This is a genomic window from Bacillus sp. FSL M8-0025 (assembly GCF_037975475.1).
GTDB lineage: Bacteria > Bacillota > Bacilli > Bacillales > Bacillaceae > Bacillus > Bacillus subtilis.
In genome coordinates this window covers 912,201-936,909 of record NZ_CP150258.1, presented here as the reverse complement: position 1 = coordinate 936,909, position 24,709 = coordinate 912,201, and the positions used below count along the sequence as shown (strand labels likewise).

Below are 24,709 nucleotides of genomic sequence, written 5' to 3'. Positions count from 1 at the left end.
CTCCTTTTCACCTCATTCCTCAATAATAGTTCACAAGATAAAATATTAATAAATGAAAGAAGATTTGTCAAAGGAAAAATTTCTTTTTCTCCCGTATTTTTTTCGCAAGCGTTTTCTTGCTTTTATTAAATAAAAAAAAGCCCTGAAATGGGCTTTTCATTACGAAAATTGATGGCTTACACCAGACTCTTCATTTCTGAAAAAGTTCTTTAGAGCCTGAAAAACATCAGATTTCTGTTTTAAAATATAGTACTTAAATTTCTCATCTTTTACATTTTTATATGCAGACATTAACGTTGAATGCCTGTTGTACTGATTGACCTCGCCGTAGCAAAACAGATTGGCCTTCTTCATAATATCATTGACCAGCTTCACACAGCGCGCGTTATCAGATGTCAGGTTGTCACCGTCAGAAAAATGAAACGGGTAAATGTTATAGCGGGCGGGATTGTACTTTTCATCAATAAGCTCAAGCGACTTCCGATATACGGAAGAACAAATTGTTCCGCCGCTTTCTCCCTTTGAGAAAAAATCCTCCTCCGAGACCACTCTTGCTTCTGTATGATGGGCAATAAATTCAATTTCCACAGTCTCGTATTTTGTCCGCAAAAAACGGGTCATCCAGAAAAAGAAGCTTCTGGCCATGTATTTTTCCCAAACCCCCATACTGCCGCTTGTATCCATCATGGCTAAAACGACGGCTTTTGATTCGGGCTTTGTGATGTCATTCCACGTCTTATATTTCAGGTCCTCCGGATAAATTGGGTAGAACGACGGTTTTCCTGACATTGCGTTTCGTTTAAAGGCTGACATCATCGTTCTTTTCTTATCAATATTACCGGTTAACCCTGTTTTACGGATATCATTAAACTCGATATCTGTATGAATGATATTGTCCCGCTCTTTTTGCTGGAGATTCGGAAGCTCTAATTCTTTAAAAAGCGCTTCTTCTAAATCCATTAATGAAACTTCCGCTTCATAATAATCCTCGCCTGCCTGATCACCGGCACCCTGCCCTTTTCCAGGCCCTTGTTTTTTGTCTGATCCATCCCGGGCCACAACATCTCCAACCTGGCTCTCGCCGTCTCCTTGCCCTACATGTTTATTTTTATCATAGTTATAACGGATTTTATACTCATCAAGTGAACGGATTGGGATCTTCACTACATCTTTTCCATTAGACATAATAATGCTTTCCTCAGTTACGAGGTCCGGAAGATTGTTTTTGATCGCTTCCTGCACTTTTTTCTGGTGGCGCTGCTGGTCATCGAAGCCTTTGCGATGGAGGGACCAGTTTTCCTCAGAAATCAAAAAATGGCCGCTGTCATTTTGGGACATGAATTCCCCTCCTTAACCATTTGTGGTCGTGATACATACGTATTCCGGCTTGTGCCAGATTATGAAACAAGTCTTTTGAAAAGATTTATATTCATCATATGCACATATGCACGTTTAATTGACAAACTATTTAGAAAATGGGACAAAATAACCCGCCCTATTCGGACGGGTCACGTTGCTTATCGGTTCAGCAGGCTGCCGACATATTTCAGCAGCTCATTGGCGCTCGTCGAGTTGTAGCCGTGCTCATCAATTAAACGGGCCACGACTTCATTTACCTTTTTCAGCTGCTGCTCATCCGGCGTTTTTGTTGAGGTCGTAATTTTAACGACATCCTTCAGATCAGCAAACAGCTTTTTCTGAATAGCTTCACGCAGTCTTTCATGGGAATTGTAATCAAACCGCTTGCCTTTTCTCGCATAGGCCGAGATGCGGATTAAAATTTCTTCGCGGAACGCTTTTTTGGCGTTTTCCGAAATGCCGATCTGCTCTTCGATGGATCTCATCAGCTTTTCGTCAGGGTTCATTTCCTCTCCTGTCAAAGGATCACGAAGCTTGTTTTTATTGCAATAGGCCTCTACGTTATCGAGGTAATTGTCCATAAGTGTTTTTGCTGATTCTTCATATGAATAAACAAACGCTTTTTGAACTTCCTTTTTCGCAATATCGTCATATTCCTTGCGGGCGGCAGAAATAAAATTCAAATACCGCTCCCTGTCCTCGCTTGAAATTGATGGGTGCTGATCAAGACCTTCTTTTAAGGAGCGAAGGACATCGAGAGAATTAATCGATTCCATATTTTTTCTGATAATCGTTGAAGAAATCCGGTTGATCACGTACCGCGGATCAATTCCGCTCATGCCTTCATCATTATATTCTTTTTTCATATCCTCAACGTCGACAGAGTTATATCCTTCCACACTTTCCCCATCATACAGTCTCATTTTCTTGACCAGATCAATATCCGACCGCTTCGGCTCTTTTAACCGGGTAAGGATTGAGAACATCGCGGCGACCTTCAACGTATGCGGGGCAATATGAACATCCGCCACATCGCTTTCTGCAATCATTTTTTCATAAATTCTCTCTTCCTCAGACACTTTTAAATTATAAGGAACCGGCATCACGATGATTCTTGAGTGCAGGGCTTCATTCTTCTTATTAGAAATAAATGAGCGATACTCCGTTTCATTCGTGTGAGCCACGATCAGCTCATCAGCAGAAATTAACGCAAACCGCCCAGCTTTAAAATTCCCTTCCTGTGTCAAGGAAAGCAAATGCCAGAGAAATTTCTCATCACATTTCAGCATCTCCTGAAACTCCATCATCCCGCGGTTCGCTTTATTCAGCTCTCCGTCAAACCGGTAAGCACGCGGATCTGATTCTGAACCGTACTCGGCGATTGTTGAGAAATCAATACTCCCCGTCAAATCGGCAATATCCTGAGATTTCGGATCAGAGGGACTGAATGTTCCAATTCCCGTACGCTTATCTTCTGAAAAGAAGATGCGCTCCACCTTCACATCCTCAATTCTTCCTCCGTACTCTTCCTCCAGCCTCATGACATTTAAAGGAGAAAGACTTCCTTCTATTCTAATGCCGTATTCCCTGTAAAAGTCATCGCGTAAATGATGGGGGATTAAATGTAGAGGGTCCTCGTGCATCGGGCAGCCTTTAATCGCATATACAGCGCCATTATCTGTCAGCGTGTACGCTTCGAGACCTTTTTTAAGCATTGTGACCAGCGTGGATTTACCGCCGCTCACAGGCCCCATCAGCAATAGAATCCGCTTTCTGACATCTAGACGTTTGGCAGCCGGATGAAAATACTCTTCCACAAGACGCTCCAGAGATTCTTCAAGCCCGAACAGCTCGCGGTCAAAAAAACTGTACTTCTTGCGTCCGTCAATCTCCTCTATCCCGCTGTCTTTTATCATATTAAAAACTCGAGAATGAGCAGATTGCGCGACCATCGGATTTTCTTTAATAATCTCCAAATAATCGGCGAAAGTTCCTTCCCATTTCAGCCGCTGCTCTTCCTCTCTGTACTTTTCAATTTTCTTTAATATATCCATAAGGACCTCCTCTATCATGTTTGATACACTATGCAAATAAGGTACTTTGATACAATCTATGCCGCCATCCCGTGATACATGCTTTGGTTTCTTAAAAATAAAGATACTTATACATCGTTGACAAGGCAGACTGCGACCGTTCATAATAAAGAAAAATACAGAATCATCCAGACTCGGACAGCACGGAAAAATTGAAGAGGGGGAGAGACGGTGAAAACAATCATCATGATGGGTGTCATTGTCACTTTTTTAGTATCAATTTTTACCGCAGGATACGAAAGCAAGCCTGGAAAAGAATAAAAAAGGGTGCTCCTGAAAGAGCACCCTTTTTGTATAACAGAACAATGTTTTACAGTTTTGTTTTTTCTTTAATCTGTGAATGCGGATCGCATTCATATTTGTTTTCGTACTCAATTGTTCCGATACTGCATCCCGGCCCGATGATCACTTCTTTTCCCCTGACGACTGCCGCTTCGGTATTCTCCAAATAAACCCGATCGCCTTCTATGACATCGGCGATCAGCTTCACTTTCTTCCGGTTAAAAAAACTCGCGCGTCTTTTCACTGTAATTGTTGTTCCGCCGATTTCCTGCACATGGCTTATATCATGGCTCAATCCCAGCTTGATCTCACCCGAATTTAATAACCCCGATACATCAACACAGCCTGTGACATGGAACATTTCTGTTTCACAATCACCTTTTACGCTAAGCTTCCCTTTCACATCGCAGGATTCTCCAGTCATATTCCCGCCAATTTCAGTCTGGCCTTTCAGATTGAATCGATCAAATTGAAGTGAGCCGCTGACTTTCATTATCCCATATATATTGATTTTGCCGGCTGTCAGATCGCCTTTACATTCACTTTCTCCGAGCACACGCAGCCGCTCAGTCTCTGCTTTTCCGAGAAAAAGGCCCGTTCCGTATATGCGGCAGCCTACAGCAGACAGCCCTTCTCCAACTATACCTTCTCCTTTGATGCTGACATTGTGATACGCGCCTCCTGCGGCATGCCCAGCGCCATATAATTTTAAATTTCCCAGTTTTGTTGTCTCCATTACGATCCTCCTTACAACTTTGTGGATGTTTTAACTGACGCGCTTGGATCACAGGTATAGTCCCCGCTGTATTCGACAGTTTCAATCTGGCAATCCGGGCCGATGACCACTTTATTTCCGCGCACGGTTTTCGCCTTTGTATTTGTCAATTCAATCACGTCACCTTCGATCAGCTCTGCTGTTAGAACAGGCTGCGGCATCAATCTGAGCAATGTCAGCATTCTTTTTCTGCAGGTCACTTGAAGATGGCGGCAGCCGATCTCCCGCGCATAGCTTTCCCCTGCAGAAAGCTTAATGATCACCTGGTCTGCATTTAAAAGCCCGCTGATTTTGCATTTCCCTTCTGATTGAAAGGTTTCCGTTTCACAATCTGCTTCCATGACAGCTTTTCCGCTAATGTCAATGCCATCAGCCTTGACAGTGCCGCCAAATGTTGATGATCCAGCGACTTTCAATTGTTTTGCAGATACCTCTCCTTGGATAAAACCAGTGCCATTAATCCGGATAGATTCTGCTTCAACGTCTCCATGTATCTTTCCTGAACCGCTGATGGTTACCGCTTTCGCTTTGACGCTGCCGTCAGCTTTTCCGTTTCCATTAAAAGAAAAAGTATCACACTCCACGTCCCCGGCCACTGTCCCGCTGCCATTAATCTCAACAGATTGAAATGTTCCTCCCTTTGAACTTCCTGATCCGTTTATCACCAGCTTTTCCACTACATCCATTGATGGCCCTCCTGCATAAATGTTGTTTTTAATTCCTCTGAAGCTTTTAATAAATCTACCCGTTCCACAACCTTTACGGATGATTCAAACAAAATGCTGTCCGCCGCAGCCGCTATAAAACAAGTTGTGACACCGAGCTTGCGGAGCACAATCAGCTCCGTCTGTTTTTCAATCTCTTCATTATCATGCTTCTTTAATACCTCTGCAGCCATTTTTGCTTCTGCAAGGCTGACATTTCCAGACTGCAGCAGTCCCTCAAGCACATATAGCGAAAGCAAATCGCTGGATGAAAAAACCGGACTTCCTCCGTCTTCTGAATAGGCTTCAAGAGCAGGCCTTGAAACCAAACCTTTATGAAGCAATTCATCAGCGGTCATGCTGACATCCTTCATTTTCGGCGACAGCATTTCCCTCATTTCATCCAAAGACAAATTTTCTTTCATCTTTTGAATCATTGATATACGTTTTAAAATCTCCTCTCTCGGAAAAAACGTCTCTTGCCCTGTAAATGTGGATTTACGAATAAACCATTCCTCAGGTATTAAGTTTTTCCGCTTCCATCGATACAGCTGACCGTATGAAATCGATGTTCTTTCAAGTAATTCTTTTTTAGAGATTAATTGTTCTTCCATAAGTCCAGCTCCTTTGATGGGTACATTGTAACATAACACTGTTACGTTGTTAAGCCCAAAAACGAAACAAAGCATTTCAACATCCGCAAAAAAACCCGCCCATCATCGATGAGCGGGTTTTTTCACTATTTTAAATCACGGTAATTTTGCTGGCGCAGCGCTTCATAAACAAGAATCGCGGCAGTATTGGACAGGTTTAACGATCTGACATGCTCTGTCATCGGAAGACGCAGGCAGCGGTCCATATTATTTTGAATTAAATCCTTTGGCAAACCGCTTGTTTCTCTTCCGAACACGAAGAAATAATCCTCGTCAAGATCAGTGTAATCAAATGATGTATGAGGCTGCTGGCCAAATTTTGTAATAAAGAAAAACTGGCCTTTTTCATATGCCTCAAACAATTCTTCTAACGAATCATGATACACAACATTAACAAACTCCCAATAATCGAGTCCGGCACGCTTCAGCATTTTATCATCCGTTGAAAAGCCGAGCGGACGAATCAGGTGTAGCGTTGTATTGGTTGCTGCACAAGTACGTGCAATATTCCCTGTGTTAGCGGGAATTTCTGGTTGATATAAAACGACATGTAATGCCACAATGTTCACCTCTGTTTTTCTTATCCGCCCATCATTATAACATTAATTACTCTTTTGTCGTATCATCAACGATATGAAAAAAGGCATATCGTATTGACTGCGTGTATGCCGTAGAATCCTCATATGACCAATACCTCATCCGGCTGTCATAGGTCTGGGCGTTGACAAGCGGCATATTGCCTTTGTCCTTTGCCACGACAATCGTTGTATGATTAAAGCGGCCGTCTCCTTCGAAGTCATAGCAAATCACATCGCCCGGCATCAGTTCTTCCGCTGATTTCACCCGCACCGCACGCAGTCCGGCCTTTGAATTCGACAAATACATTTTCATAGAGTGCGCCACCGTCCAGCTGTAGCTCCATGAGCTTTGTTTCATCCACCAGCCTGATCCCCTGTTCGGATGACCGCGCATCGGCGCGCCTCCTGCATGAAGACACTGAGAAATAAAATTTGTACAGTTATCGCTGAAATTTTTATAAGCAGGATTGCGCTTGTTCCAAAATTTCTCGGCATATTGGACAGCGCCGAGACGATCGTATTGAAAAGCCCTGCCAAACGCTTCTCTTTCCTCTTCAGCTTCAGAATAGTCAATAATACTGGTCCCTTCATGAAATCCAGCCGGCTTTTTCGCAATTTCCTGATCACTAATCAAAATGTGATCATACAGGAAAGCCATTCGCTCCTCTATGTGCTCTTCTATATACAAGCTGTCATCTTGTTCCTTACACACGTATTCGTAATGGATGGTATACGAAAGGCAGGTCGTTCCGTCATCCTCAACCCGCACATGATTAATCACGGCCTTTGCTTTCGCTTTTATGATGTCAACTTTACGTTTTTCCAGAAGCTTTTTCTTACGCTCCATGACTTTAAGGTCTCCGACTTGAGACTCCTGTCTCATAGCATGCCCGTTAACCAGAAAGCCCAGCCGCTCCTCCGCTAATTGTTCTAAAATGTACTTCAAGCTCACCCCACCCGCCATACTTTTTTATAGAGAAAAAACACTTGGATGATCTCAAGTGTTTTTTCCTTCTGCTCTATACGTATGTCAGGACAGGCCTTGTTTAGTCATGCCTGAAGCTTTTAGCAACTCAATTCCTTTTTCAATTTCCAGCTTTGCCTCTTCATCCTTCTCTTTTTCCAGCGCTTTTTCAAGCTCTTCCGCGTAGGCGGGGTCTCCGATTTTTCCGATTGCCCATGCGGCTGTCCCCCTGATGACAGGACGCGGATCCTTGTGCATCAGTTCCGTCAATTCAGGCAGTGCGGAAGCATCCTTAAAATGGGCAAGCGCGAGAATGGCGTTTCGCTGAATCGGTTTTTTTCCGCGCCAAGAACCTGAGACATGCCCGAATTTCTCCTTAAATTCCCGATTGCTGATGGCCAAAAGCGGCTTCAATAACGGTTTGGCAATCTCAGGATCAGGCTCCATTTCCGGATGAAGATGAAAATCCTTCCCTTTATTGAGAGGGCATACCGTTTGGCACGTATCGCACCCGTACAGGCGGTTTCCGATTTTTGTCCGGAATTCATCAGGCAAAAATCCTTTTGTCTGGGTCAGAAAAGAGATGCAGCGCTGCGCATTAAGCTGCCCGGGATTAACCAGTGCTCCCGTTGGGCAGGCGTCCAAGCATTTCGTGCAGGACCCGCACATATCTTCAATCGGCACATCAGGCTCAAAAGGGATATTTGTGATCATTTCCGCCAAATACACATAAGAGCCATACTCGGGTGTTGTGATCATACAGTTTTTCGCACTGAATCCGATTCCGGCACGTTCCGCAACGGCGCGATCAGACAATTCACCTGTATCAACCATTGACTTCGTTCTGATATCCTCATGCTTGCTTTTTAGAAAATCCTCCAGCAGATCAAGCTTTTCCCTCAGCACATCATGATAGTCTTTTCCCCAGGAAGCTCTGCAAAAAATGCCCCTGCGCTCAGTTCTCGTGCTTCTCGGCGCATCCTTCATTCTGGAAGGATATGCGAGAGCAATTGCCACTATTGATTTCGCTTTCGGCAAAAGAAGCTTCGGCGTCACCCTTTTTTCGATATCCGGCTCTTCAAAGCCGGAGAGATAGCCGAGTGATTCTTGAAGAATCAAACGGTCTTTTAAACTGTCAAAAGTATCAGCGGTCGTAAAACCAATCTTGTCCACGCCAATGCTTTTCGCGTATTCAATTAATTCTTCTTTGAGCTGATAAACGTTCATGTTTTGCACAGCCTCCTTTCTTTGTGATAAAACGATACAGCGTTTATAATAGGTTGATATCACGTAACTGGAGTGAATGCTAGTGAATATCAAACTTGATTCTGTTATTACTGAACGTGCGGCCGGCTTACATGCAGCTGCTGTCATTTATGAGAATATCGAAGTCGGCTCCTCACCGCAAATGCTGAAAGGCAGACTCCGCCTGTTTCAAGAATCCTTGTTTTTCGACTATGCGGACGGCGGTATATCCGATGAATCCTTCGTCAAGGAATGGCAGAAACTCTTTAAACAGCTTAATCCTTCATTTGAGGGAGAAACAACCCCAATGGAGGACATGCTGGTCCCGATATCCAAGGAACAATTCATGGAAAGTAAAGACTCGGCCCATGACACAATCGATTTTTTCGCATTAAAATATTCTCTGCCTATTATGATTTATGATGCCGGAAAGCTTCATGAGCCGGTCCGGATCTCATTGGGAGAAAAAGAAAACATACTGCTTTTCTCTGATGAAAACGGCATTTTTGGCGATTTCAAAAACAGCGTCAACCACTATCCCGTTTCAAACGAGACTAAGAATATGCTGCAAATCATTTTTTTCCCGCCATCGATTGAGAAAAGCAGCGCTGTTAACCTCTTATCATCATTAACGAAAATGTTTGAACAAATTCACGGCGGCACCCATACAGTACATTGGCTTACGTAAAAGAACACGAATACCGTGTTCTTTTTCACATAAAAAAACGCAATACTTCGTTTATCTGAGAAACGAAACACTGCGTTAATAACGTATGTATGGAGCGGGTGATGAGAATCGAACTCACGACATCAGCTTGGAAGGCTGAGGTTTTACCACTAAACTACACCCGCATTTGTGATTGTCAGCAACAGTACCGCTCTGACTTTTTTTATATTACATGTTTATTTATTTTTCGTCAAGGGAATATAAAAATTTTGTCGAAAAAAAGTTATCTTTTTGTAAAGTTGTTAAGTTCCATTTACATAATGTTAAGTATACTATACAATATAATCAATCGAGATTGTGAAGGGGACAGACGTCATGATGAAAAATAAAGTAAAAGAGCTGAGGGCACGCTTCGGCTATTCTCAGGAAAAACTCGGAGAAACGGTCGGCGTCACAAGACAGACTGTGGCAGCGATTGAAAAAGGCGATTATGTTCCCTCACTGCTGTTAGCACTGAAAATCTGCAAAGCCTTCTCCATGAAAATGGAGGATGTCTTTTGGTTAGAGGAGGAAAACTAAGATGAGCATGAAAACAAAAGCAGCTTTTCACCTTGTTTTATTTGGCCTTGCATGCTGGGCGCTGATTTCATACTTTGAAGCCTCAGAAGGCATAGCATCTTTTTTCGGCACAAAGAGCGGCGGGATGGTATTTGATTTAAACCTCACTCCCTTTATTCTGTTTGTTGCGGCGTCTGCGGTTTATTTGTACTTACAGAAAAAAAGCCGCCCTGCCAGAAAGCAGCTACTTCTGCCTGATGAGTTTGAAGAGCAGGATGAAAGAGAGCAGATGATGACGGCAAAAGCATGTCGCGCGTCATATATCGCTGTCTACTTTTCGCTGCCTGCCGCAGCGGTTCTTCTCATTTTTTATCCGCTATTTCAATCGCGCATTCCGTTTTTCCCTATTATTATTGTGTTTATCATCATGATCATCCAGCACCTTTCCTACGTCATCTCTTTCAAGAAAAACGAAAAAAACTCCGGCGCGCTGTAATCGGCCGGAGTTTTTTCTTACCAGCTTGCTTTTTTCACACCGGGAATCTGGCCTTTATGGGCCAGCTCCCTGAAAGCGATTCTGGACATTTTAAACTTCCTCATATATGCTCTCGGGCGCCCCGTTACCATGCAGCGGTTGTGAAGCCTTCCCGGTGCTGAATCTCTTGGCAGCTTGCTGAGTGCCTCGTAATCTCCTTTTTCCTTCAACTCGCGTCTAATACCAGCGTATTGCTCAACAAGCTGTTGGCGTTTTAACTCTTTTGCCACTTTTGATTTTTTAGCCAAGTCACATAGCCTCCCTTTAAATCGAAATTGTTACGATTTAAAATGTATCATGCACCATTCAAAAAAGCAAGCATACCGCTTTGTAAAACAGACGGCCTGAAGCCGCCCATTCTAATGATGCAATTCCACATAATACAGTAACGCATCTTGATGCTTAATGAGCTCTTTTTTATGTTCAGAGGTGTGCATTGTCTCGTCAGTCCCTCTAATACTGCTGCCGATCAAAGCAGGCTTCTCGAAAGTAATCGGTTCCGCGATGAAATATTCTGAGTCATTTCCTGTGTTGTGCTATCGTCGCGTTTCACCGATGAATCAGCCGCTATAGTTCCCTGTTTATCCACAATGCCAAAATGAATGGTGGTATGTTTATTCTTTCCTTCCCCCTCTTCATTCTCAAAATAAACAAATTGTATGGTATCAGTTTTTTCCTCTGAATAATCTGCACGAACCGGTCCAAACCTCTCAACAAGCTTTCCCTTTTGATAATGTTCGATGTACATGTCAGCTGAAGAAATACCTTCACCGATATTGACGGCTTCGGCAGTGAATGCCTGTGAAGCTGCGACATCCATTCTGTTTTTTTCAAGATCTGATATGTCCGCCGCTTTGATTTCCATCTGTTTTGAATGTCCGCATGCTGACAGCATAGCTATGAGGCAAATGACTGCCGCGCTTCTCAATGTTTTCAGAAAAAAAGCCCCCTTTTTTTGAATATCATACCATGTTCGGGGGCTGTATTTTAGTTAAACTCATGCATTTTTCTCTTTGACAAAATAAGTGTTTCCTACCGCTTCTCCCCTTTTGTTCTGAAGCTTTCTCGTCCGATCATTTTCAAACGGCAAAAGCGGAAATACAAGCTCTGCAAAATAATACGCTTCTTCTAAATGCGGATAGCCGGAGAATATAAACGATTCTATGCCGAGTGCCTGGTACTCCGCTATCCGGTCGGCAATCGTCTGCGGATCACCGACAAGAGCTGTTCCTGCCCCTCCTCTGACCAGGCCGATCCCCGCCCACAGATTCGGGCTGATTTCAAGCTTCGTCCGATCGCCTTGATGAAGGACGGCCATCCGCTGCTGGCCTGAAGAGTCGTAACGGCTCAAAGCTGCCTGCGCTTTGGCAATGGTGTCATCATCCAAGTGGCTGATCAAGCGCTCTGCCGCTTCCCATGCCTCTTGTTCAGTTTCACGGGCAATGACATGCAGCCTAATGCCAAATCGAACGGATCTCCCTTCTTTTGCCGCTTGCTTTTTGACTCTTTCTATCTTTTCTTTTACTTGTTCAGGCGGCTCCCCCCATGTCAAGTACACGTCTGTATGCTTTGCGGCAGCTTCAATTCCAGCCTGTGACGAACCACCGAAATAGATGGGCGGATGCGGCTCTTGCTGCGGCGGGAAAAGCAGATTGCTGTTTTCCACTTTTATATGCTTTCCTTCATAGGAAACCGTTTCTCCCTGCAAAAGTCTCCGCCAAACGGTTAAAAATTCGTCTGTTGCCTCGTAGCGCTCATCATGGCTGATAAACAGGCCATCGCCTGCCAGCTCATACGGATCGCCCCCTGCCACAACGTTGATCAGCAGCCGGCCGTCTGAAATGCGGTCTAGGGTGGATGTCATTCTGGCTGCCAGAGAAGGCTGCATTAAACCAGGTCTTACCGCGACTAAAAACTTTAAGTCCTTTGTTTCTCCTGCCAGTGCCGACGCTGTAAGCCACGGGTCCTCGCACGATCTTCCCGTTGGCAGAAGAACTCCTGTATATCCCAGCCTGTCTGCCGCCTGCGCGACTTGTTTAAAGTAAAGATGATCCGCAGTCCGTCCATCACTTTCAGATCCTAAATATCTCGCGTCTCCATGAGTCGGTATAAACCAAAGAATTTCCATATTCATCTCCCCTTTATATCTTTTATCCTTCGTAGCTGTTTCTCCACTTTAACAGCTTTCGTTCAAGCAGCCTGACGAAGGAATCCGTCAGCTTTCCAACCACTGCAAAAATGATAATCCCTGCAAAGACTTTATTCGTTTGTGAAAACTGTCTCGCATCCATGATCATATAGCCGACTCCCGAGCTTGAGCCCATCAGCTCTGCCACAACGAGCCCGAGCCATGCAATGCCGAGCGATAAGCGAATGCCTAGCAATATATTGGGCAGGGCTGCCGGCAATATCACTTTGGATATCTGCTGATGCCATTTAAATTCAAGCACCCGGGCGACTTCAAACAGCTTCGCGTCAACCCCGCGGATGCCGTTAAACGTATTGATATAGACAGGAAAGAAGGCACCGAGCGCAATCAGCAAAATTTTAGATACTTCGTCAAATCCGAACCATAAAATAAACAGCGGCGTGACGGCCAGATGAGGTACGGTTCTAAGCATTTGCAACGACGGATCAAGATACAGCTCCGTCCGTTTGGAAAATCCGGCCAAAATCCCGATCATCAATCCAAGCCCCGCGCCAAGCAAAAAACCAAGTGCCGCCCGATAAATGCTGATTTGCAGATGGCCGAACAGTTCGCCGGACAAAATAAGCTCCTTAAAGGTCAGAACAATCGTAACAGGTGTAGGCAGCACTGTAGCGGACACAACCCCCAGCCCGCCGATGACCTGCCAGATGGCAATGATGACAGCGGGCAGTAAAAGCCCCTTCATCCAGCCGTATCTCTTCCTTCCGGGCTTTTTTCGCACCGCTTCCGCATTCGTTTTGGGCAGCGAGCCCGCAGCCTCTGCTTTCATCATTGATCACCTCCTGAGGAATGCTCCTCTAATGCTTTTTTGATAAAAGTGTTATCGACAACATCCTTCACATCAATCTTCTTATCTATCGCCTTTGTTCGAAATTGAAAATCTGCTGTTTCCTGCTGTGCTTTCACAATGTCGTCACTGATGATCTCATTAAGTGGCTCAGTATTTTTCAGCACATTTTCGACGACCTTTTTATCGAGATCTTTAATGTCAGAATATAAGTCCGCTGCTTCATCCAGATGTTCCTTTTGCCATACAACGGCTTTATTAAACACCTTCAGAAAACGGACCACTTCGTCTGGATGCTCTTCTGAAAACTTTGTTCTTACTAAAGTAAAACCCGGTGAATATAAATCTGTGCTTTCTCCGTTCACAAGGATTTTTGCTCCGTGTTTCATTGTTTCTAAGGACAAGTACGGCTCCCAAATGGACCAGGCATCAACAGATCCGTTTTCAAATGCGGAAGCTGCTTCATCAGGCTGAAGCTGAATAATTGTCACATCGTTAGCTGACAACCCCACTTGATCAAGCGCTTTATACAAAAAATCAAACCCGCTGCTGCCTTTGGCGACTGCAATTTTCTTCCCCTTTAAGCCCTTAACGTCTTGAATGCCGCTGTTTTGATTGACAAGGATGCCGTTTGCTTTCAAGCCGTCCTGAGACAAACCGATTTCTTTAAAGTCAATGCCTGCCGCCTGTCCAGCGATCACAGGCGAATTACCGACTTGAGAAAAATCAAGTTTGTCTGCCGCAAGGCCTTCAAATTGGGGCGGACCGCTTTGAAACTCCACCCATTTCACTTTGATGCCTTCTTTTTCAAATGCATCTTCGAACCAGCCTTTTTCTTTTGCAATCAAAAGGGGGCTTAAGCTTTGCTGAATACCAATACGAATTTCCTTCAATTGTTTGTGGTCACCGCTGGCTCCATTTGCTCCACAGCCTGCGAGCAGAAAAATAACGGCAACCAATACAATGAGTCCTTTTTTCATTTCCGCTTCCGCCCTTTCTATATCCCTGATCCTTCTGCGTACTCCAAATCTTCTGTTTTCTCGAATTCCGACAGCACTCTCTGTCTGATCGCTTGGAAATCCGGAGTCGTCCGGTTTCGCGGATACGCCAGGTGAATGGGCATCAGCTTATGGATTTTCCCCGGTTTGGCCTTAAGGATCGCAAGCTCATTTCCTAAATAAACAGATTCATCTATATCATGAGTCACGAGAATCATCGTTGTTTTTTTCTTCCTCCATATATCCAGCAGCACGTCCTGCAGGTGTTTTCTTGTAAAAGCGTCGAGTGCACCAAACGGTTCATCTAAAAGCAGCACCTCAGGCTCCCGCAGCAGGGCCCGGGCGATGGCTACTCTTTGTGACATGCCGCCTGACAGCTCGCGCGGATATGCTTTTTCCGATCCTTTCAATCTGACAATCTCGATCAGTTCATCCACCTTTTGTTTGACTTTTGGGTCCTTCAAATTCAAGTCGGCTGCAATATTCTGCTCAACAGTCAGCCAAGGAAAGAGGCGGTGTTCCTGAAAAATAAATCCTTGCTGAATACCCGGAGCTGTTACGCTGCGGCCGTTAATTTCCACACTCCCGTCATATTCAGAATCAAGCCCTGCAATAATCTTTAACAGGGTGCTTTTTCCGCACCCGCTCGGTCCGATAAGCGTTAGAAATTCGCCTGGTGCGATTGATAATTCTATGTTTTCTAAGACCGTGTTTTTGCGGCCTTCTTGAACAAATGCCTTTTCTTTGATGCTGATGGTCACAGCCACTTTTATCCCTCTCTTTCTGCCAACCCCGCCTTCAAAAAAAACAAAAAGGCCCCCATCTCTGTTCTTGTAGAGATGAGAGCCTTCGGCGGTCCGATCAGCTGCCCAATTGTTTTTTTGTTTGAATAACATGTTAATTCAAATTATTCCGATATGTCAACTCTTTTTTAAATACGATTTTTGATATCCTTGTTTATCACTTACTCTGCTTGTTTCGCAAATAGAGAAGGAAAAATTATTTCTCCAAAAATTATTAAGTGTCATAAAAAGCTGTTACAACAAGGTTTTTCAACAATTTCGATACTATATATCGATTAATAGAGATAACTATTTTATAATAATTATAAAATAATATTGACTTTTTACTTAGAGATGATATTATGTTCTTATAAATTCCAAGAGGTGATAACATGAGTTCAAATAAACTGACAACTAGCTGGGGCGCTCCGGTTGGAGATAATCAAAACTCAATGACTGCCGGTTCTCGCGGACCAACTTTAATTCAAGATGTACATTTACTCGAAAAATTGGCCCATTTCAACCGAGAACGTGTTCCTGAACGTGTTGTTCACGCCAAAGGAGCAGGCGCACACGGATATTTTGAAGTGACAAACGACGTAACAAAATACACGAAAGCCGCTTTCCTTTCTGAAGTCGGCAAACGCACACCGTTGTTCATCCGTTTCTCAACAGTTGCCGGTGAACTTGGCTCTGCTGACACAGTTCGCGACCCGCGCGGATTTGCTGTTAAATTTTATACTGAAGAAGGAAACTACGACATCGTCGGCAACAATACGCCTGTATTCTTTATCCGCGATGCGATTAAGTTCCCTGATTTCATCCATACACAAAAAAGAGATCCAAAAACACACCTGAAAAACCCTACGGCTGTATGGGATTTCTGGTCACTTTCACCAGAGTCACTGCACCAAGTGACAATCCTGATGTCTGACCGCGGAATTCCTGCGACACTTCGCCACATGCACGGCTTCGGAAGCCATACATTCAAATGGACAAATGCCGAAGGCGAAGGCGTATGGATTAAATATCACTTTAAAACAGAACAAGGCGTGAAAAACCTTGATGTCAATACGGCAGCAAAAATTGCCGGTGAAAACCCTGATTACCATACAGAAGACCTTTTCAATGCAATCGAAAACGGTGATTATCCTGCATGGAAACTATATGTGCAAATCATGCCTTTAGAAGATGCAAACACGTACCGTTTCGATCCGTTTGATGTCACAAAAGTTTGGTCTCAAAAAGACTACCCGTTAATCGAGGTCGGACGCATGGTTCTAGACAGAAATCCGGAAAACTACTTTGCAGAGGTAGAACAAGCGACATTTTCACCTGGAACACTCGTGCCTGGTATTGATGTTTCACCGGATAAAATGCTTCAAGGCCGACTGTTTGCTTATCATGATGCACACCGCTACCGTGTCGGTGCAAACCATCAAGCGCTGCCAATCAACCGCGCACGCAACAAAGTAAACAATTATCAGCGTGATGGACAAATGCGCTTTGATGATAACGGCGGCGGATCTGTGTATTACGAGCCTAACAGCTTCGGCGGTCCAAAAGAGTCACCTGAGGATAAGCAAGCAGCATATCCGGTACAAGGCATCGCTGACAGCGTAAGCTACGATCACAACGATCACTACACTCAAGCCGGTGATCTGTATCGTTTAATGAGTGAAGATGAACGTACCCGCCTTGTTGAAAATATCGTTAATGCTTTGAAGCCGGTAGAAAAAGAAGAAATCAAGCTGCGCCAAATCGAGCACTTCTACAAAGCGGATCCTGAATACGGAAAACGCGTGGCAGAAGGCCTTGGATTGCCGATTAAAAAAGATGCTTAATGTAGAAATGCAAAAACCCGCTGTAATCAGCGGGTTTTTTTCTATTTAGTTACACATTGCGTATGCTTCTCATCAATCTTCATATAAATTTCTTCCATGAGCTCCGCGCTGTTTATAATCTCTCGTTTGTTTTTTTCAATCAGCAGCTCAAGCGGCAAAATCTGATTCCCGTAGGTTTTTCGCTTCCTGAATCGTTTTCTCCCCTTTTCTTTTTTGACTCCCATCAATAATCCCTCCTTTTTCATACAAAAAAGGCCCTTATCTAAACGATAAGAGCCTTCGGTGTTCCGATCAGCGCGATAAATTTGAAAAATTTGTACTGACCATGTTAATTCATACAATACCGACCTGTCAACTATTTTTTAAGGGAGTTGACACTGTATCAGATTGCATCCCCGCTTTTTCCTTATACACTCTTTTCCCCTGACGCATAAGCTAGAGAAACTAGAATACGAGAGAAAGAGATGTGGGAGTGTGGAAAAGACAAAATTGACCGGACGTATCGTGACACGGGATGATCCGGACTATAACGAAGCAAGAACCAATATTAACCTAAGCTTAGAAAGGTATCCTGACATCATTGTGTTTTGCCAAAACAAACAGGATGCACTCAATGCGCTGAAATGGGCGCGTGAAAACCGTGTGCCTTTCCGTATTAGAGGCGGCAGACACAGCTATGAGAACTTTTCCCTTTTAAATAACGGTCTTGTTATTGATTTAAGCGAAATGAAAAAAATAACTGTGAATCAGGATAAAAAGCTGGCCTATATTGAAGCGGGGGCTGAATTGGGAGAAGTCTATCGGACACTCTGGCAATACGGCCTGACGCTTCCCGCAGGCACCATTGCTAATGTAGGGCTCACAGGTTTAACTCTCGGAGGGGGAATTGGACTTTTAACAAGGGCTGCCGGCCTTACTTGCGACAGCCTCGTGCAGCTTGAGATGATCGTAGCAGACGAAAAAGAGGGCGCTGATCTGATTACAGTCAGCTGTTCAAATCATCCAGACTTATTTTGGGCGTCTCAGGGAGGCGGAGGAGGCAATTTCGGCATAGTCACCTCCATGACATTTAAAGCAGTGCCCATCTCTCAAGTGTCGATTTTTTCTATAACATGGGGATGGGATGATTTTGAGGAAGTATTTAACACGTGGCAGCACTGGGCCCCGTATACAGATGACCGGCTTACATCATCAATAGAGTTTTGGCCTAAAGAAGTAAACCGCATAGAAGCCCTCGGCCAATTTGTCGGGCCAAAAACAGAGTTAAAAAAACTGTTAAAGCCTTTATTGAAAGCAGGAAGCCCAACAAGCGGAATGGTAAAAACAATGCCGTTCATCGAAGCGGTAACCTTTTTTAACAGCCCGGGAGGCAATCAGCCTCAAAAAATGAAACGCTCCGGCTCTTTCATTGAAAAGCCATTATCAGAACGTGCGATTTCAACAATAAAACACTTTTTAGAGCACGCTCCGAATCAAAACGCCAGTGTCTGGCAGCAAGCACTCGGCGGGGCAGCCGGACGGATCGCTCCCGACCAAACGGCATTTTATTATCGTGATGCAATCATCGCCCAGGAATACTTAACAAACTGGACATCTCCTGAAGAAAAAAGACAAAATGTCCGCTGGATTGAGGGGCTGAGAACGTCCCTTTCGAGAGAAACGATGGGAGACTACGTAAATTGGCCAGATATCGAAATCAGAAACTGGCCAAGAACATATTACGGCGAAAACGTTGAACGACTCCGCCGTGTCAAAACGAAATATGATCCCGAAAATGTTTTCCGCTTTGAACAGAGTATTCCTCCGCTTCGACGCTCTCTGTTTTTCTAAAAAAATGAAGATGGAGCATTCTCCATCTTCATCTTTTTTATTGATATAAATTGCTTCCCGTATCGACAAACTCTTTTGCTTTTTCTTTTAATCCTTTATTTATGGCTTCTGCTTCACTGAGATCGTTTTTCTTCGCATAATCCCGAATATCCTGTGAAATTCTCATGCTGCAAAATTTCGGACCGCACATGGAACAAAAGTGAGCGGTTTTTGCTCCTTCAGCAGGCAGAGTTTCATCATGGTATTCAAGGGCTCTCTCCGGATCAAGAGATAAATTAAACTGATCCCGCCAGCGGAATTCAAAACGGGCTTTCGATAACGCATCATCCCGGGTTTGTGCTCCGGGATGCCCTTTTGCAAGATCCGCAGCGTGCGCAGCGATCTTATATGTAATGACTCCTTCACGAACATCATCACGATTTGGCAGCCCCAAATGCTCCTTCGGCGTTACATAACAAAGCATTGCTGTCCCGTACCAACCGATCATCGCCGCTCCGATCGCTGAAGTAATATGGTCATATCCCGGAGCAATATCCGTTGTCAACGGCCCCAATGTGTAAAAAGGCGCTTCTTTACAAATGTCCATTTGTTTATCGACATTCTCTTTGATTTTATGCATCGGAACATGGCCAGGACCCTCAATCATCACCTGAACATCATGCTTCCAGGCAATTTGCGTCAGCTCTCCAAGCGTCTCTAATTCAGCAAACTGCGCTTCGTCATTGGCATCAGCAATTGATCCGGGACGCAAACCATCCCCAAGAGAGAAAGCAATATCATACATTTTCATAATCTCACATATTTCTTCAAAATGTGTGTATAAAAAGCTTTCTTGATGATGAGCCAGACACCACTGCGCCATAATCGCTCCCCCGCGTGACACAATACCAGTTGTCCGTTTGGCAGTCAGCGGTACATACCTAAGCAAAACACCCGCGTGAATCGTAAAATAATCCACTCCCTGCTCTGCCTGCTCGATTAGCGTATCACGATAAATCTCCCACGTTAAATCCTCCGCTACGCCGTTTACTTTTTCAAGCGCCTGATAAATCGGAACAGTTCCCACAGGCACGGGGCAATTGCGGATAATCCATTCACGCGTCGTATGAATATCTTTTCCGGTAGAGAGATCCATCATCGTATCCGCTCCCCAGCGGATGGCCCACGTCATTTTTTCCACTTCTTCTTCAATGGATGACGTAACCGCTGAATTCCCGATATTCGCATTAATCTTCACATGAAAATTCCGGCCGATAATCATTGGCTCACTTTCAGGGTGATTAATGTTTGAAGGAATAATCGCCCGGCCGCTGGCTACCTCGTCTCTGACGAATTCAGGAGACACATGCTCACGAATGGCGATAAATTCCATCTCAGGTGTAATGATCCCCTTTTTTGCATAGTGCATTTGTGTGACATTTTGACCTGCCTTCGCCCTCAGCGGTTTCCGCTTTAATCCTGGGTAGCTTACGTTTGGATTTGCTTTTTTATAACCGTTATCTTCTGGTTTTATAGCCCGACCTTTATACTCTTCCACGTCACCGCGCTCTGTGATCCATTTTTGGCGGAGCGGCTTTAATCCTTCTTGAATATTAATGGTTACTTCAGGATCCGTATACGGTCCGCTTGTATCATAGACACGCACAGGCGCGTTTTCCTCTTCGCCGAACGATCCCGTCGTCGGACTCAATAGAATCTCCCTCATCGGCACTTGGATGTCCGAAGAAGAGCCCTCCACGTATACCTTCTTGCTGCCTGAAAAACTTGACATAATGGAAATGTTGGCTTGCTGCACTGAATTGTTTTGCATTACTTTTCCTTCCCCTCTCTACGTTTGAAAGGACAAAATCAAGCCCATAACCAGCACAAAAAACCGGATTCATATAAATGAACCCGGTTACAGTCAGAAAGAAACATATTATTGCCCAGCACGACAATAACAAAAACAATTCCTCTACTTCCCCACGCTGGTACGAACCAGATCAGGTCCAAAGGGTTAAGAAGCTTACCTTCTCTCTCAGCCCGAAAGCGGGCACCCCCAGTAACTATTGATTTCGCACTCATCTTATCATAAAATCAATCTGAAAAAAAGAGGAATATAGATAATATTCAGCCAATTTCACCCTAAATATTTGACCGGCAACGGGATTTCAGCTATGAAATGGAGAGCAGCCCCATCATCCGCTGCATAGCCACTGCATAAGAACTTGTTAGATATCAGCTGGTGGTATGCCGGTCTCCGATCCTTTTCCCCGTCATAATGGGGACAAAAGCTCCCTTGCAAAAAACCTAAACTTTTCAAACTTGTCAGCGGTCCGGCTGAATCTGTCACCCCTTCTTCAAACCAGCAGATCGCACCGGCACTTATTCCAGCTAAAACCACACCGTTCTTCCATGCTTCCCTGAGAATATGGTCCAGCCCCCACTCTTTCCATAACACAAGTAAATTCCGCGTATTTCCCCCGCCAACATAAATCACGTCCATTTCCATAATAAAAGAAGCTAAATCTGATGATGGCGGCTTAAACAAAGATAAATGAGACGGCACGCAATCCAATGTTTGAAATGCATGATAAAACCGCTGAATATAGTTTTGGGAATCTCCGCTCGCCGTCGGCAAAAAACAAATACGAGGCTGCTCTCGTTTTGATTGATTGAGGATATATTGATCGAGGGACAAATTATCCGGCTCCATCGAAAAACCCCCGCCTCCCATCGCAATAATCTGCTTCATCATCACACCCCCCAACAAAATTTGTTGCTTATTATAGCATTTTGTATAGAAGCAAGAAACAAAGCCAAATACTTTCTTATCAGGAGCTGCTAAAAAAACAAAGGAGGTGGTTTCCTATTGAACAAAGTCTTTGTCCCAAAGATATTCTTGATTTGTTAACAACAATAAAAACCAGCATTAACAAATACACTGTCGCAATAACAGAAGCCGAAAATCCCCACATCAGAAGAGCATTGCATGATCAATTAGATACAACTGTTTATCTCCATGATGAACTGTCAGATCTTCTGTTAGAAAAGGGGTGGCTCGGGTGAGCAATTACGCTTTTATCTTGCAGTAAAGACCACAAAAAGAGACGGGATCTCAAAGATGAGATGCCGTCTCTTTTTTATTGCTCCACTCTTCTTAAAGCCTCATTTACCGTTTCTTTTATAAACGCGTCTTCACCGCTTAATCGGTCTAAACTGAGATCGCCGTTTCTCAGCCTTTCGGAAATATTGTTTATATCCTCCTCTACTGTGATTTGCAGCTCACCAGCCAAAAACATTCTGTGTAATTCATCTGCAACCAAACTTTCTTTATTCACTTCCATCCACTCCTTTATTTTCAATATTATTCTTAGTCTGTCCCTAGGCCGAGACGAATAATAGGAAAAAAGTATGAATCAAACGAATCTTTTTTCCGCCTTCTTACGTATATCTGTTGAGAAAAAAGAAAAAGGGGAAGATCTAACATGTCATTTTTTAAGAAGCTTGCGGCAAGTGCCGGAATTGGAGCTGCAAAAGTAGATACAATTTTAGAAAAAGACGCATATTTTCCAGGAGAAGAAGTACAGGGAACGGTACATGTCAAAGGCGGAAAAATCGCTCAGGACATCCGTTATATCGATTTACAGCTTAGCACACGGTATGTCATTGTAAAAGACGATGAAGAGCACCGGAAATACGCTACAATTCATTCTTTCCGGGTCACTGGTTCATTTACCATACAGCCTGGTGAAGAGCATCAATTTCCGTTCACATTCACTCTGCCTCTAGATACGCCGATCACTGTAGGGAAAGTAGAGGTTGCCGTGGTGACAGACCTTGACATTCAAGGCGGTATCGATAAATCCGATCATGACCGCATTTTTGTTGAAGCGCACCCTTGGATTGAAAATGTGCTTGAAGCAATCGAAAACCTGGGCTTCCGTCTTAACGAAGCAGACTGCGAACAAGCGCCCTACTTCCAGCGTCGTCTTCCGTTTGTTCAAGAATTCGAATTCGTTCCGACTTCCGGATATTATCGTCAGATGCTTGATGAATTAGAGCTCATTTTCCTTTTAGACGAAGACGGTTTGGAAATCATTTTCGAAGTCGACCGCAGAGCAAGAGGACTCCGAGGGTGGCTGGAAGAGATGTATAATGACGGAGAACAGCTTGTACGCGTCCGTTTCAGCCAATCAGAGCTTGAAGATACAGAAGAGCTAGAAGAGGTGCTAGAAGAGATCCTAGACCAATACGCTGAGTAAGTATAAAAAGGAGCCTTGGCTCCTTTTCTTTAATAAAAAATAAAAACCCGTTCCTGTTAAGAAACGGGTTTTTCAGTATACCGGTGGTCGGGGTCGAACCGACACTCCAGAAGGAACACGATTTTGAGTCGTGCGCGTCTGCCAATTCCGCCACACCGGCAAGTTTTACGTCGTATCTAACCGACGAATATAAATATATCATGGATCTCATAAAGTGTCAACGTATTTCAAAAAAGTTTTTATGGAAATATAAAATAAAAGTGTTGAAAGACTAGCTATACAGCCGCTTTATAATAGGCCTCGGAACTTAACTTGTTATGATAAATCAAAGCATTAAAAAAATGATCTACTTATGTAGATCATTAATATGATTAGTTATAATGATAAAACACAAACACCAATTCAACTTACCATGTAAGTAAAATTGGTGCCGAGGGCCGGACTTGAACCGGCACGGTAGTCACCTACCGCAGGATTTTAAGTCCTGTGTGTCTGCCAATTCCACCACCCCGGCAATAAGAAGGCGACACCCGGATTCGAACCGGGGATAAAGGTTTTGCAGACCTCTGCCTTACCACTTGGCTATGCCGCCGTAATTGGAGCGGAAGACGGGATTCGAACCCGCGACCCCCACCTTGGCAAGGTGGTGTTCTACCACTGAACTACTTCCGCATTTTTAATGGACTTAATACATTATATGCAGTTGATATAAAAAGTGAGACTGGGCTAGCTGGATTCGAACCAACGCATGACGGAGTCAAAGTCCGTTGCCTTACCGCTTGGCTATAGCCCAATGATAATATGGGGCGATTGATGGGAATCGAACCCACGAGTGCCAGAGCCACAATCTGGTGCGTTAACCACTTCGCCACAACCGCCATAATCTCAAGATGTCATAAATTTGGCAGGGGCAGTAGGAATCGAACCCACACCGGAGGTTTTGGAGACCTCTGTTCTACCGTTAAACTATGCCCCTATAAATGGTGGAGGGGGGCAGATTCGAACTGCCGAACCCTGAGGGAGCGGATTTACAGTCCGCCGCGTTTAGCCACTTCGCTACCCCTCCACATTAAATTTTGAAAAAACAGTGCCGGCAAGAGGACTTGAACCCCCAACCTACTGATTACAAGTCAGTTGCTCTACCAATTGAGCTACACCGGCATAGGTGGTGGCTCGGGACGGAATCGAACCGCCGACACACGGATTTTCAGTCCGTTGCTCTACCAACTGAGCTACCGAGCCTAAGTATTCAAATGGCGGTCCGGACGGGACTCGAACCCGCGACCTCCTGCGTGACAGGCAGGCATTCTAACCAACTGAACTACCGGACCATTTTAAAATTTGGTTGCGGGGGCAGGATTTGAACCTGCGACCTTCGGGTTATGAGCCCGACGAGCTACCGAACTGCTCCACCCCGCGATGATATAATGGTGGAGGATGACGGGCTCGAACCGCCGACCCTCTGCTTGTAAGGCAGATGCTCTCCCAGCTGAGCTAATCCTCCATCATATAATGACCCGTACGGGATTCGAACCCGTGTTACCGCCGTGAAAGGGCGGTGTCTTAACCGCTTGACCAACGGGCCCAGACTTTCAATTGTAA

General features: G+C 44.4%; 24 protein-coding genes, 15 tRNA genes, 1 pseudogene and 1 riboswitch. Of the genes and pseudogenes, 7 read left to right on the top strand and 33 right to left on the bottom strand.

The window, feature by feature from the left end; genetic code table 11:
• Positions 1–159: 159 nt before the first annotated feature.
• The 8 genes from yhbH to queG form a co-directional block, all read right to left on the bottom strand.
• A complete protein-coding gene (yhbH, locus tag MKX38_RS04850) occupies positions 160–1,338 on the bottom strand; it encodes a sporulation protein YhbH (RefSeq protein WP_003233432.1) in 1,179 nt (392 codons plus the stop codon).
• Between the two features lie 179 nt (positions 1,339–1,517).
• Entirely contained in the window at positions 1,518–3,413 is a 1,896-nt protein-coding gene (prkA, locus tag MKX38_RS04845) for a serine/threonine protein kinase PrkA (protein ID WP_003233433.1), read from the bottom strand.
• Between the two features lie 349 nt (positions 3,414–3,762).
• Positions 3,763–4,470 carry a hypothetical protein gene (locus MKX38_RS04840; RefSeq protein ID WP_019712204.1) on the bottom strand — a complete coding sequence of 236 codons (708 nt, stop codon included), beginning with the start codon at positions 4,468–4,470 and terminating at the stop codon, positions 3,763–3,765.
• A gap of 11 nt (positions 4,471–4,481) precedes the next feature.
• Complete coding sequence (locus tag MKX38_RS04835) at positions 4,482–5,195, bottom strand: polymer-forming cytoskeletal protein (RefSeq protein WP_326131912.1); 714 nt, start codon at positions 5,193–5,195, stop codon at positions 4,482–4,484.
• Positions 5,186–5,827, bottom strand: a complete 642-nt coding sequence (locus MKX38_RS04830; RefSeq protein WP_014479247.1) for a YhbD family protein — start codon at positions 5,825–5,827, stop codon at positions 5,186–5,188. The genes MKX38_RS04835 and MKX38_RS04830 overlap by 10 nt, the downstream gene beginning before the upstream one ends.
• 125 nt (positions 5,828–5,952) lie before the next feature.
• Positions 5,953–6,435, bottom strand: coding sequence for a tRNA (uridine(34)/cytosine(34)/5-carboxymethylaminomethyluridine(34)-2'-O)-methyltransferase TrmL (gene trmL, locus MKX38_RS04825; protein WP_003233442.1), 483 nt, complete (start codon positions 6,433–6,435; stop codon positions 5,953–5,955).
• 37 nt (positions 6,436–6,472) lie between these two features.
• A complete protein-coding gene (locus MKX38_RS04820; RefSeq protein ID WP_031315024.1) occupies positions 6,473–7,408 on the bottom strand; it encodes an amidase domain-containing protein in 936 nt (311 codons plus the stop codon).
• A 66-nt stretch (positions 7,409–7,474) separates the two neighbouring features.
• Positions 7,475–8,635, bottom strand: coding sequence for a tRNA epoxyqueuosine(34) reductase QueG (gene queG, locus MKX38_RS04815; RefSeq protein ID WP_003245522.1), 1,161 nt, complete (start codon positions 8,633–8,635; stop codon positions 7,475–7,477).
• A gap of 82 nt (positions 8,636–8,717) precedes the next feature.
• Between queG and MKX38_RS04810 the strand changes: the two genes are divergently transcribed.
• Positions 8,718–9,341, top strand: coding sequence for a B3/4 domain-containing protein (locus MKX38_RS04810; RefSeq protein ID WP_003245517.1), 624 nt, complete (start codon positions 8,718–8,720; stop codon positions 9,339–9,341).
• Between the two features lie 90 nt (positions 9,342–9,431).
• Here MKX38_RS04810 and MKX38_RS04805 read toward each other — a convergent pair.
• Positions 9,432–9,505 (bottom strand) — tRNA-Gly (locus MKX38_RS04805).
• Between the two features lie 193 nt (positions 9,506–9,698).
• On the opposite strand from MKX38_RS04805, the gene MKX38_RS04800 reads away from it, so the two are divergent.
• Both MKX38_RS04800 and MKX38_RS04795 read left to right on the top strand, forming a co-directional pair.
• The gene (locus MKX38_RS04800; protein WP_009966860.1) at positions 9,699–9,899 is read left to right on the top strand and encodes a helix-turn-helix transcriptional regulator; all 201 of its coding nucleotides are present in this window, start codon (positions 9,699–9,701) and stop codon (positions 9,897–9,899) included.
• Position 9,900: 1 nt separating this feature from the next.
• The gene (locus tag MKX38_RS04795) at positions 9,901–10,374 is read left to right on the top strand and encodes a lipoprotein (protein ID WP_003245008.1); all 474 of its coding nucleotides are present in this window, start codon (positions 9,901–9,903) and stop codon (positions 10,372–10,374) included.
• A gap of 17 nt (positions 10,375–10,391) precedes the next feature.
• On the opposite strand, the gene rpsN is transcribed toward MKX38_RS04795, so the two are convergent.
• The 6 genes and pseudogenes from rpsN to MKX38_RS04765 all read right to left on the bottom strand — a co-directional run bounded on the left by rpsN (position 10,392) and on the right by MKX38_RS04765 (position 15,174).
• The gene (gene rpsN / locus MKX38_RS04790; RefSeq protein WP_003233455.1) at positions 10,392–10,661 is read right to left on the bottom strand and encodes a 30S ribosomal protein S14; all 270 of its coding nucleotides are present in this window, start codon (positions 10,659–10,661) and stop codon (positions 10,392–10,394) included.
• Between the two features lie 111 nt (positions 10,662–10,772).
• Positions 10,773–11,308: pseudogene (locus MKX38_RS04785) on the bottom strand (hypothetical protein).
• Between the two features lie 102 nt (positions 11,309–11,410).
• Positions 11,411–12,541: an FMNH2-dependent alkanesulfonate monooxygenase gene (gene ssuD, locus MKX38_RS04780; protein ID WP_003245787.1), complete on the bottom strand. Its 1,131-nt coding sequence runs from the start codon at positions 12,539–12,541 to the stop codon at positions 11,411–11,413.
• Between the two features lie 22 nt (positions 12,542–12,563).
• Positions 12,564–13,394 carry an ABC transporter permease gene (locus MKX38_RS04775; RefSeq protein WP_010886451.1) on the bottom strand — a complete coding sequence of 277 codons (831 nt, stop codon included), beginning with the start codon at positions 13,392–13,394 and terminating at the stop codon, positions 12,564–12,566.
• Complete coding sequence (locus tag MKX38_RS04770) at positions 13,391–14,389, bottom strand: aliphatic sulfonate ABC transporter substrate-binding protein (RefSeq protein WP_003245431.1); 999 nt, start codon at positions 14,387–14,389, stop codon at positions 13,391–13,393. The genes MKX38_RS04775 and MKX38_RS04770 overlap by 4 nt, the downstream gene beginning before the upstream one ends.
• 17 nt (positions 14,390–14,406) lie before the next feature.
• On the bottom strand, positions 14,407–15,174 hold the full coding sequence (locus MKX38_RS04765; protein ID WP_010886450.1) for an ABC transporter ATP-binding protein: 768 nt from the start codon (positions 15,172–15,174) through the stop codon (positions 14,407–14,409).
• A gap of 407 nt (positions 15,175–15,581) precedes the next feature.
• Here MKX38_RS04765 and katA point away from each other — a divergent pair, with 407 nt between their 5' ends.
• The gene (katA, locus tag MKX38_RS04760) at positions 15,582–17,033 is read left to right on the top strand and encodes a catalase KatA (RefSeq protein WP_327847400.1); all 1,452 of its coding nucleotides are present in this window, start codon (positions 15,582–15,584) and stop codon (positions 17,031–17,033) included.
• Positions 17,034–17,074: 41 nt separating this feature from the next.
• Here katA and senS read toward each other — a convergent pair whose 3' ends face one another.
• Positions 17,075–17,257, bottom strand: coding sequence for a transcriptional regulator SenS (gene senS / locus MKX38_RS04755; protein WP_029317517.1), 183 nt, complete (start codon positions 17,255–17,257; stop codon positions 17,075–17,077).
• 250 nt (positions 17,258–17,507) lie between these two features.
• Here senS and MKX38_RS04750 point away from each other — a divergent pair, with 250 nt between their 5' ends.
• On the top strand, positions 17,508–18,863 hold the full coding sequence (locus tag MKX38_RS04750; RefSeq protein ID WP_015715546.1) for an FAD-binding oxidoreductase: 1,356 nt from the start codon (positions 17,508–17,510) through the stop codon (positions 18,861–18,863).
• Positions 18,864–18,900: 37 nt separating this feature from the next.
• Here MKX38_RS04750 and thiC read toward each other — a convergent pair whose 3' ends face one another.
• Together thiC and MKX38_RS04740 are read right to left on the bottom strand one after the other, a co-directional pair.
• Complete coding sequence (gene thiC / locus MKX38_RS04745) at positions 18,901–20,673, bottom strand: phosphomethylpyrimidine synthase ThiC (protein WP_032721208.1); 1,773 nt, start codon at positions 20,671–20,673, stop codon at positions 18,901–18,903.
• Between the two features lie 132 nt (positions 20,674–20,805).
• Positions 20,806–20,913: riboswitch (TPP riboswitch) on the bottom strand.
• 69 nt (positions 20,914–20,982) lie between these two features.
• Positions 20,983–21,597 (bottom strand): Type 1 glutamine amidotransferase-like domain-containing protein, encoded by a 615-nt coding sequence (locus tag MKX38_RS04740; RefSeq protein WP_339189387.1) that lies wholly within the window; start codon positions 21,595–21,597, stop codon positions 20,983–20,985.
• Between the two features lie 41 nt (positions 21,598–21,638).
• Between MKX38_RS04740 and MKX38_RS04735 the strand changes: the two genes are divergently transcribed.
• Positions 21,639–21,911: a spore coat protein gene (locus MKX38_RS04735; RefSeq protein WP_072692951.1), complete on the top strand. Its 273-nt coding sequence runs from the start codon at positions 21,639–21,641 to the stop codon at positions 21,909–21,911.
• 74 nt (positions 21,912–21,985) lie between these two features.
• Here the strand turns inward: MKX38_RS04735 and MKX38_RS04730 are convergent, their stop codons facing one another.
• Positions 21,986–22,189 carry a hypothetical protein gene (locus MKX38_RS04730; protein WP_014479229.1) on the bottom strand — a complete coding sequence of 68 codons (204 nt, stop codon included), beginning with the start codon at positions 22,187–22,189 and terminating at the stop codon, positions 21,986–21,988.
• A gap of 141 nt (positions 22,190–22,330) precedes the next feature.
• Between MKX38_RS04730 and spo0M the strand changes: the two genes are divergently transcribed.
• A complete protein-coding gene (gene spo0M, locus MKX38_RS04725) occupies positions 22,331–23,107 on the top strand; it encodes a sporulation control protein Spo0M (RefSeq protein WP_003233481.1) in 777 nt (258 codons plus the stop codon).
• 78 nt (positions 23,108–23,185) lie between these two features.
• On the opposite strand, the gene MKX38_RS04720 is transcribed toward spo0M, so the two are convergent.
• The 14 genes from MKX38_RS04720 to MKX38_RS04655 all read right to left on the bottom strand — a co-directional run bounded on the left by MKX38_RS04720 (position 23,186) and on the right by MKX38_RS04655 (position 24,692).
• Positions 23,186–23,267, bottom strand: a tRNA-Leu gene (locus MKX38_RS04720).
• Between the two features lie 265 nt (positions 23,268–23,532).
• A tRNA-Leu gene (locus tag MKX38_RS04715) sits at positions 23,533–23,621 on the bottom strand.
• Positions 23,622–23,628: 7 nt separating this feature from the next.
• A tRNA-Cys gene (locus tag MKX38_RS04710) sits at positions 23,629–23,699 on the bottom strand.
• 5 nt (positions 23,700–23,704) lie between these two features.
• Positions 23,705–23,779: transfer RNA gene (locus MKX38_RS04705), tRNA-Gly, on the bottom strand.
• Between the two features lie 49 nt (positions 23,780–23,828).
• A tRNA-Gln gene (locus MKX38_RS04700) sits at positions 23,829–23,900 on the bottom strand.
• Positions 23,901–23,909: 9 nt separating this feature from the next.
• A tRNA-His gene (locus MKX38_RS04695) sits at positions 23,910–23,985 on the bottom strand.
• A 24-nt stretch (positions 23,986–24,009) separates the two neighbouring features.
• Positions 24,010–24,083, bottom strand: a tRNA-Trp gene (locus MKX38_RS04690).
• A gap of 5 nt (positions 24,084–24,088) precedes the next feature.
• A tRNA-Tyr gene (locus tag MKX38_RS04685) sits at positions 24,089–24,173 on the bottom strand.
• A gap of 22 nt (positions 24,174–24,195) precedes the next feature.
• Positions 24,196–24,268: transfer RNA gene (locus MKX38_RS04680), tRNA-Thr, on the bottom strand.
• Positions 24,269–24,273: 5 nt separating this feature from the next.
• Positions 24,274–24,349: transfer RNA gene (locus MKX38_RS04675), tRNA-Phe, on the bottom strand.
• A gap of 12 nt (positions 24,350–24,361) precedes the next feature.
• Positions 24,362–24,438: transfer RNA gene (locus MKX38_RS04670), tRNA-Asp, on the bottom strand.
• An 11-nt stretch (positions 24,439–24,449) separates the two neighbouring features.
• Positions 24,450–24,526: transfer RNA gene (locus tag MKX38_RS04665), tRNA-Met, on the bottom strand.
• Between the two features lie 9 nt (positions 24,527–24,535).
• Positions 24,536–24,611 (bottom strand) — tRNA-Val (locus MKX38_RS04660).
• Between the two features lie 9 nt (positions 24,612–24,620).
• Positions 24,621–24,692 (bottom strand) — tRNA-Glu (locus MKX38_RS04655).
• Between the last annotated feature and the right edge of the window lie 17 nt (positions 24,693–24,709).

Bases quoted from the DNA above. Each gene is read 5' to 3' on its own strand.
- thiC (WP_032721208.1), bottom strand. From the start codon at position 20,673: ATGCAAAACAATTCAGTGCAGCAAGCCAACATTTCCATTATGTCAAGT.
- katA (WP_327847400.1), top strand. From the start codon at position 15,582: ATGAGTTCAAATAAACTGACAACTAGCTGGGGCGCTCCGGTTGGAGAT.
- MKX38_RS04730 (WP_014479229.1), bottom strand. From the start codon at position 22,189: ATGGAAGTGAATAAAGAAAGTTTGGTTGCAGATGAATTACACAGAATG.
- prkA (WP_003233433.1), bottom strand. From the start codon at position 3,413: ATGGATATATTAAAGAAAATTGAAAAGTACAGAGAGGAAGAGCAGCGG.
- MKX38_RS04775 (WP_010886451.1), bottom strand. From the start codon at position 13,394: ATGATGAAAGCAGAGGCTGCGGGCTCGCTGCCCAAAACGAATGCGGAA.
- MKX38_RS04835 (WP_326131912.1), bottom strand. From the start codon at position 5,195: ATGGATGTAGTGGAAAAGCTGGTGATAAACGGATCAGGAAGTTCAAAG.
- queG (WP_003245522.1), bottom strand. From the start codon at position 8,635: ATGAACGTTTATCAGCTCAAAGAAGAATTAATTGAATACGCGAAAAGC.
- MKX38_RS04740 (WP_339189387.1), bottom strand. From the start codon at position 21,597: ATGAAGCAGATTATTGCGATGGGAGGCGGGGGTTTTTCGATGGAGCCG.
- MKX38_RS04840 (WP_019712204.1), bottom strand. From the start codon at position 4,470: ATGGAGACAACAAAACTGGGAAATTTAAAATTATATGGCGCTGGGCAT.
- MKX38_RS04820 (WP_031315024.1), bottom strand. From the start codon at position 7,408: ATGGCGGGTGGGGTGAGCTTGAAGTACATTTTAGAACAATTAGCGGAG.
- ssuD (WP_003245787.1), bottom strand. From the start codon at position 12,541: ATGGAAATTCTTTGGTTTATACCGACTCATGGAGACGCGAGATATTTA.
- senS (WP_029317517.1), bottom strand. From the start codon at position 17,257: ATGGGAGTCAAAAAAGAAAAGGGGAGAAAACGATTCAGGAAGCGAAAA.
- MKX38_RS04800 (WP_009966860.1), top strand. From the start codon at position 9,699: ATGAAAAATAAAGTAAAAGAGCTGAGGGCACGCTTCGGCTATTCTCAG.
- yhbH (WP_003233432.1), bottom strand. From the start codon at position 1,338: ATGTCCCAAAATGACAGCGGCCATTTTTTGATTTCTGAGGAAAACTGG.
- MKX38_RS04770 (WP_003245431.1), bottom strand. From the start codon at position 14,389: ATGAAAAAAGGACTCATTGTATTGGTTGCCGTTATTTTTCTGCTCGCA.
- MKX38_RS04830 (WP_014479247.1), bottom strand. From the start codon at position 5,827: ATGGAAGAACAATTAATCTCTAAAAAAGAATTACTTGAAAGAACATCG.
- spo0M (WP_003233481.1), top strand. From the start codon at position 22,331: ATGTCATTTTTTAAGAAGCTTGCGGCAAGTGCCGGAATTGGAGCTGCA.
- MKX38_RS04795 (WP_003245008.1), top strand. From the start codon at position 9,901: ATGAGCATGAAAACAAAAGCAGCTTTTCACCTTGTTTTATTTGGCCTT.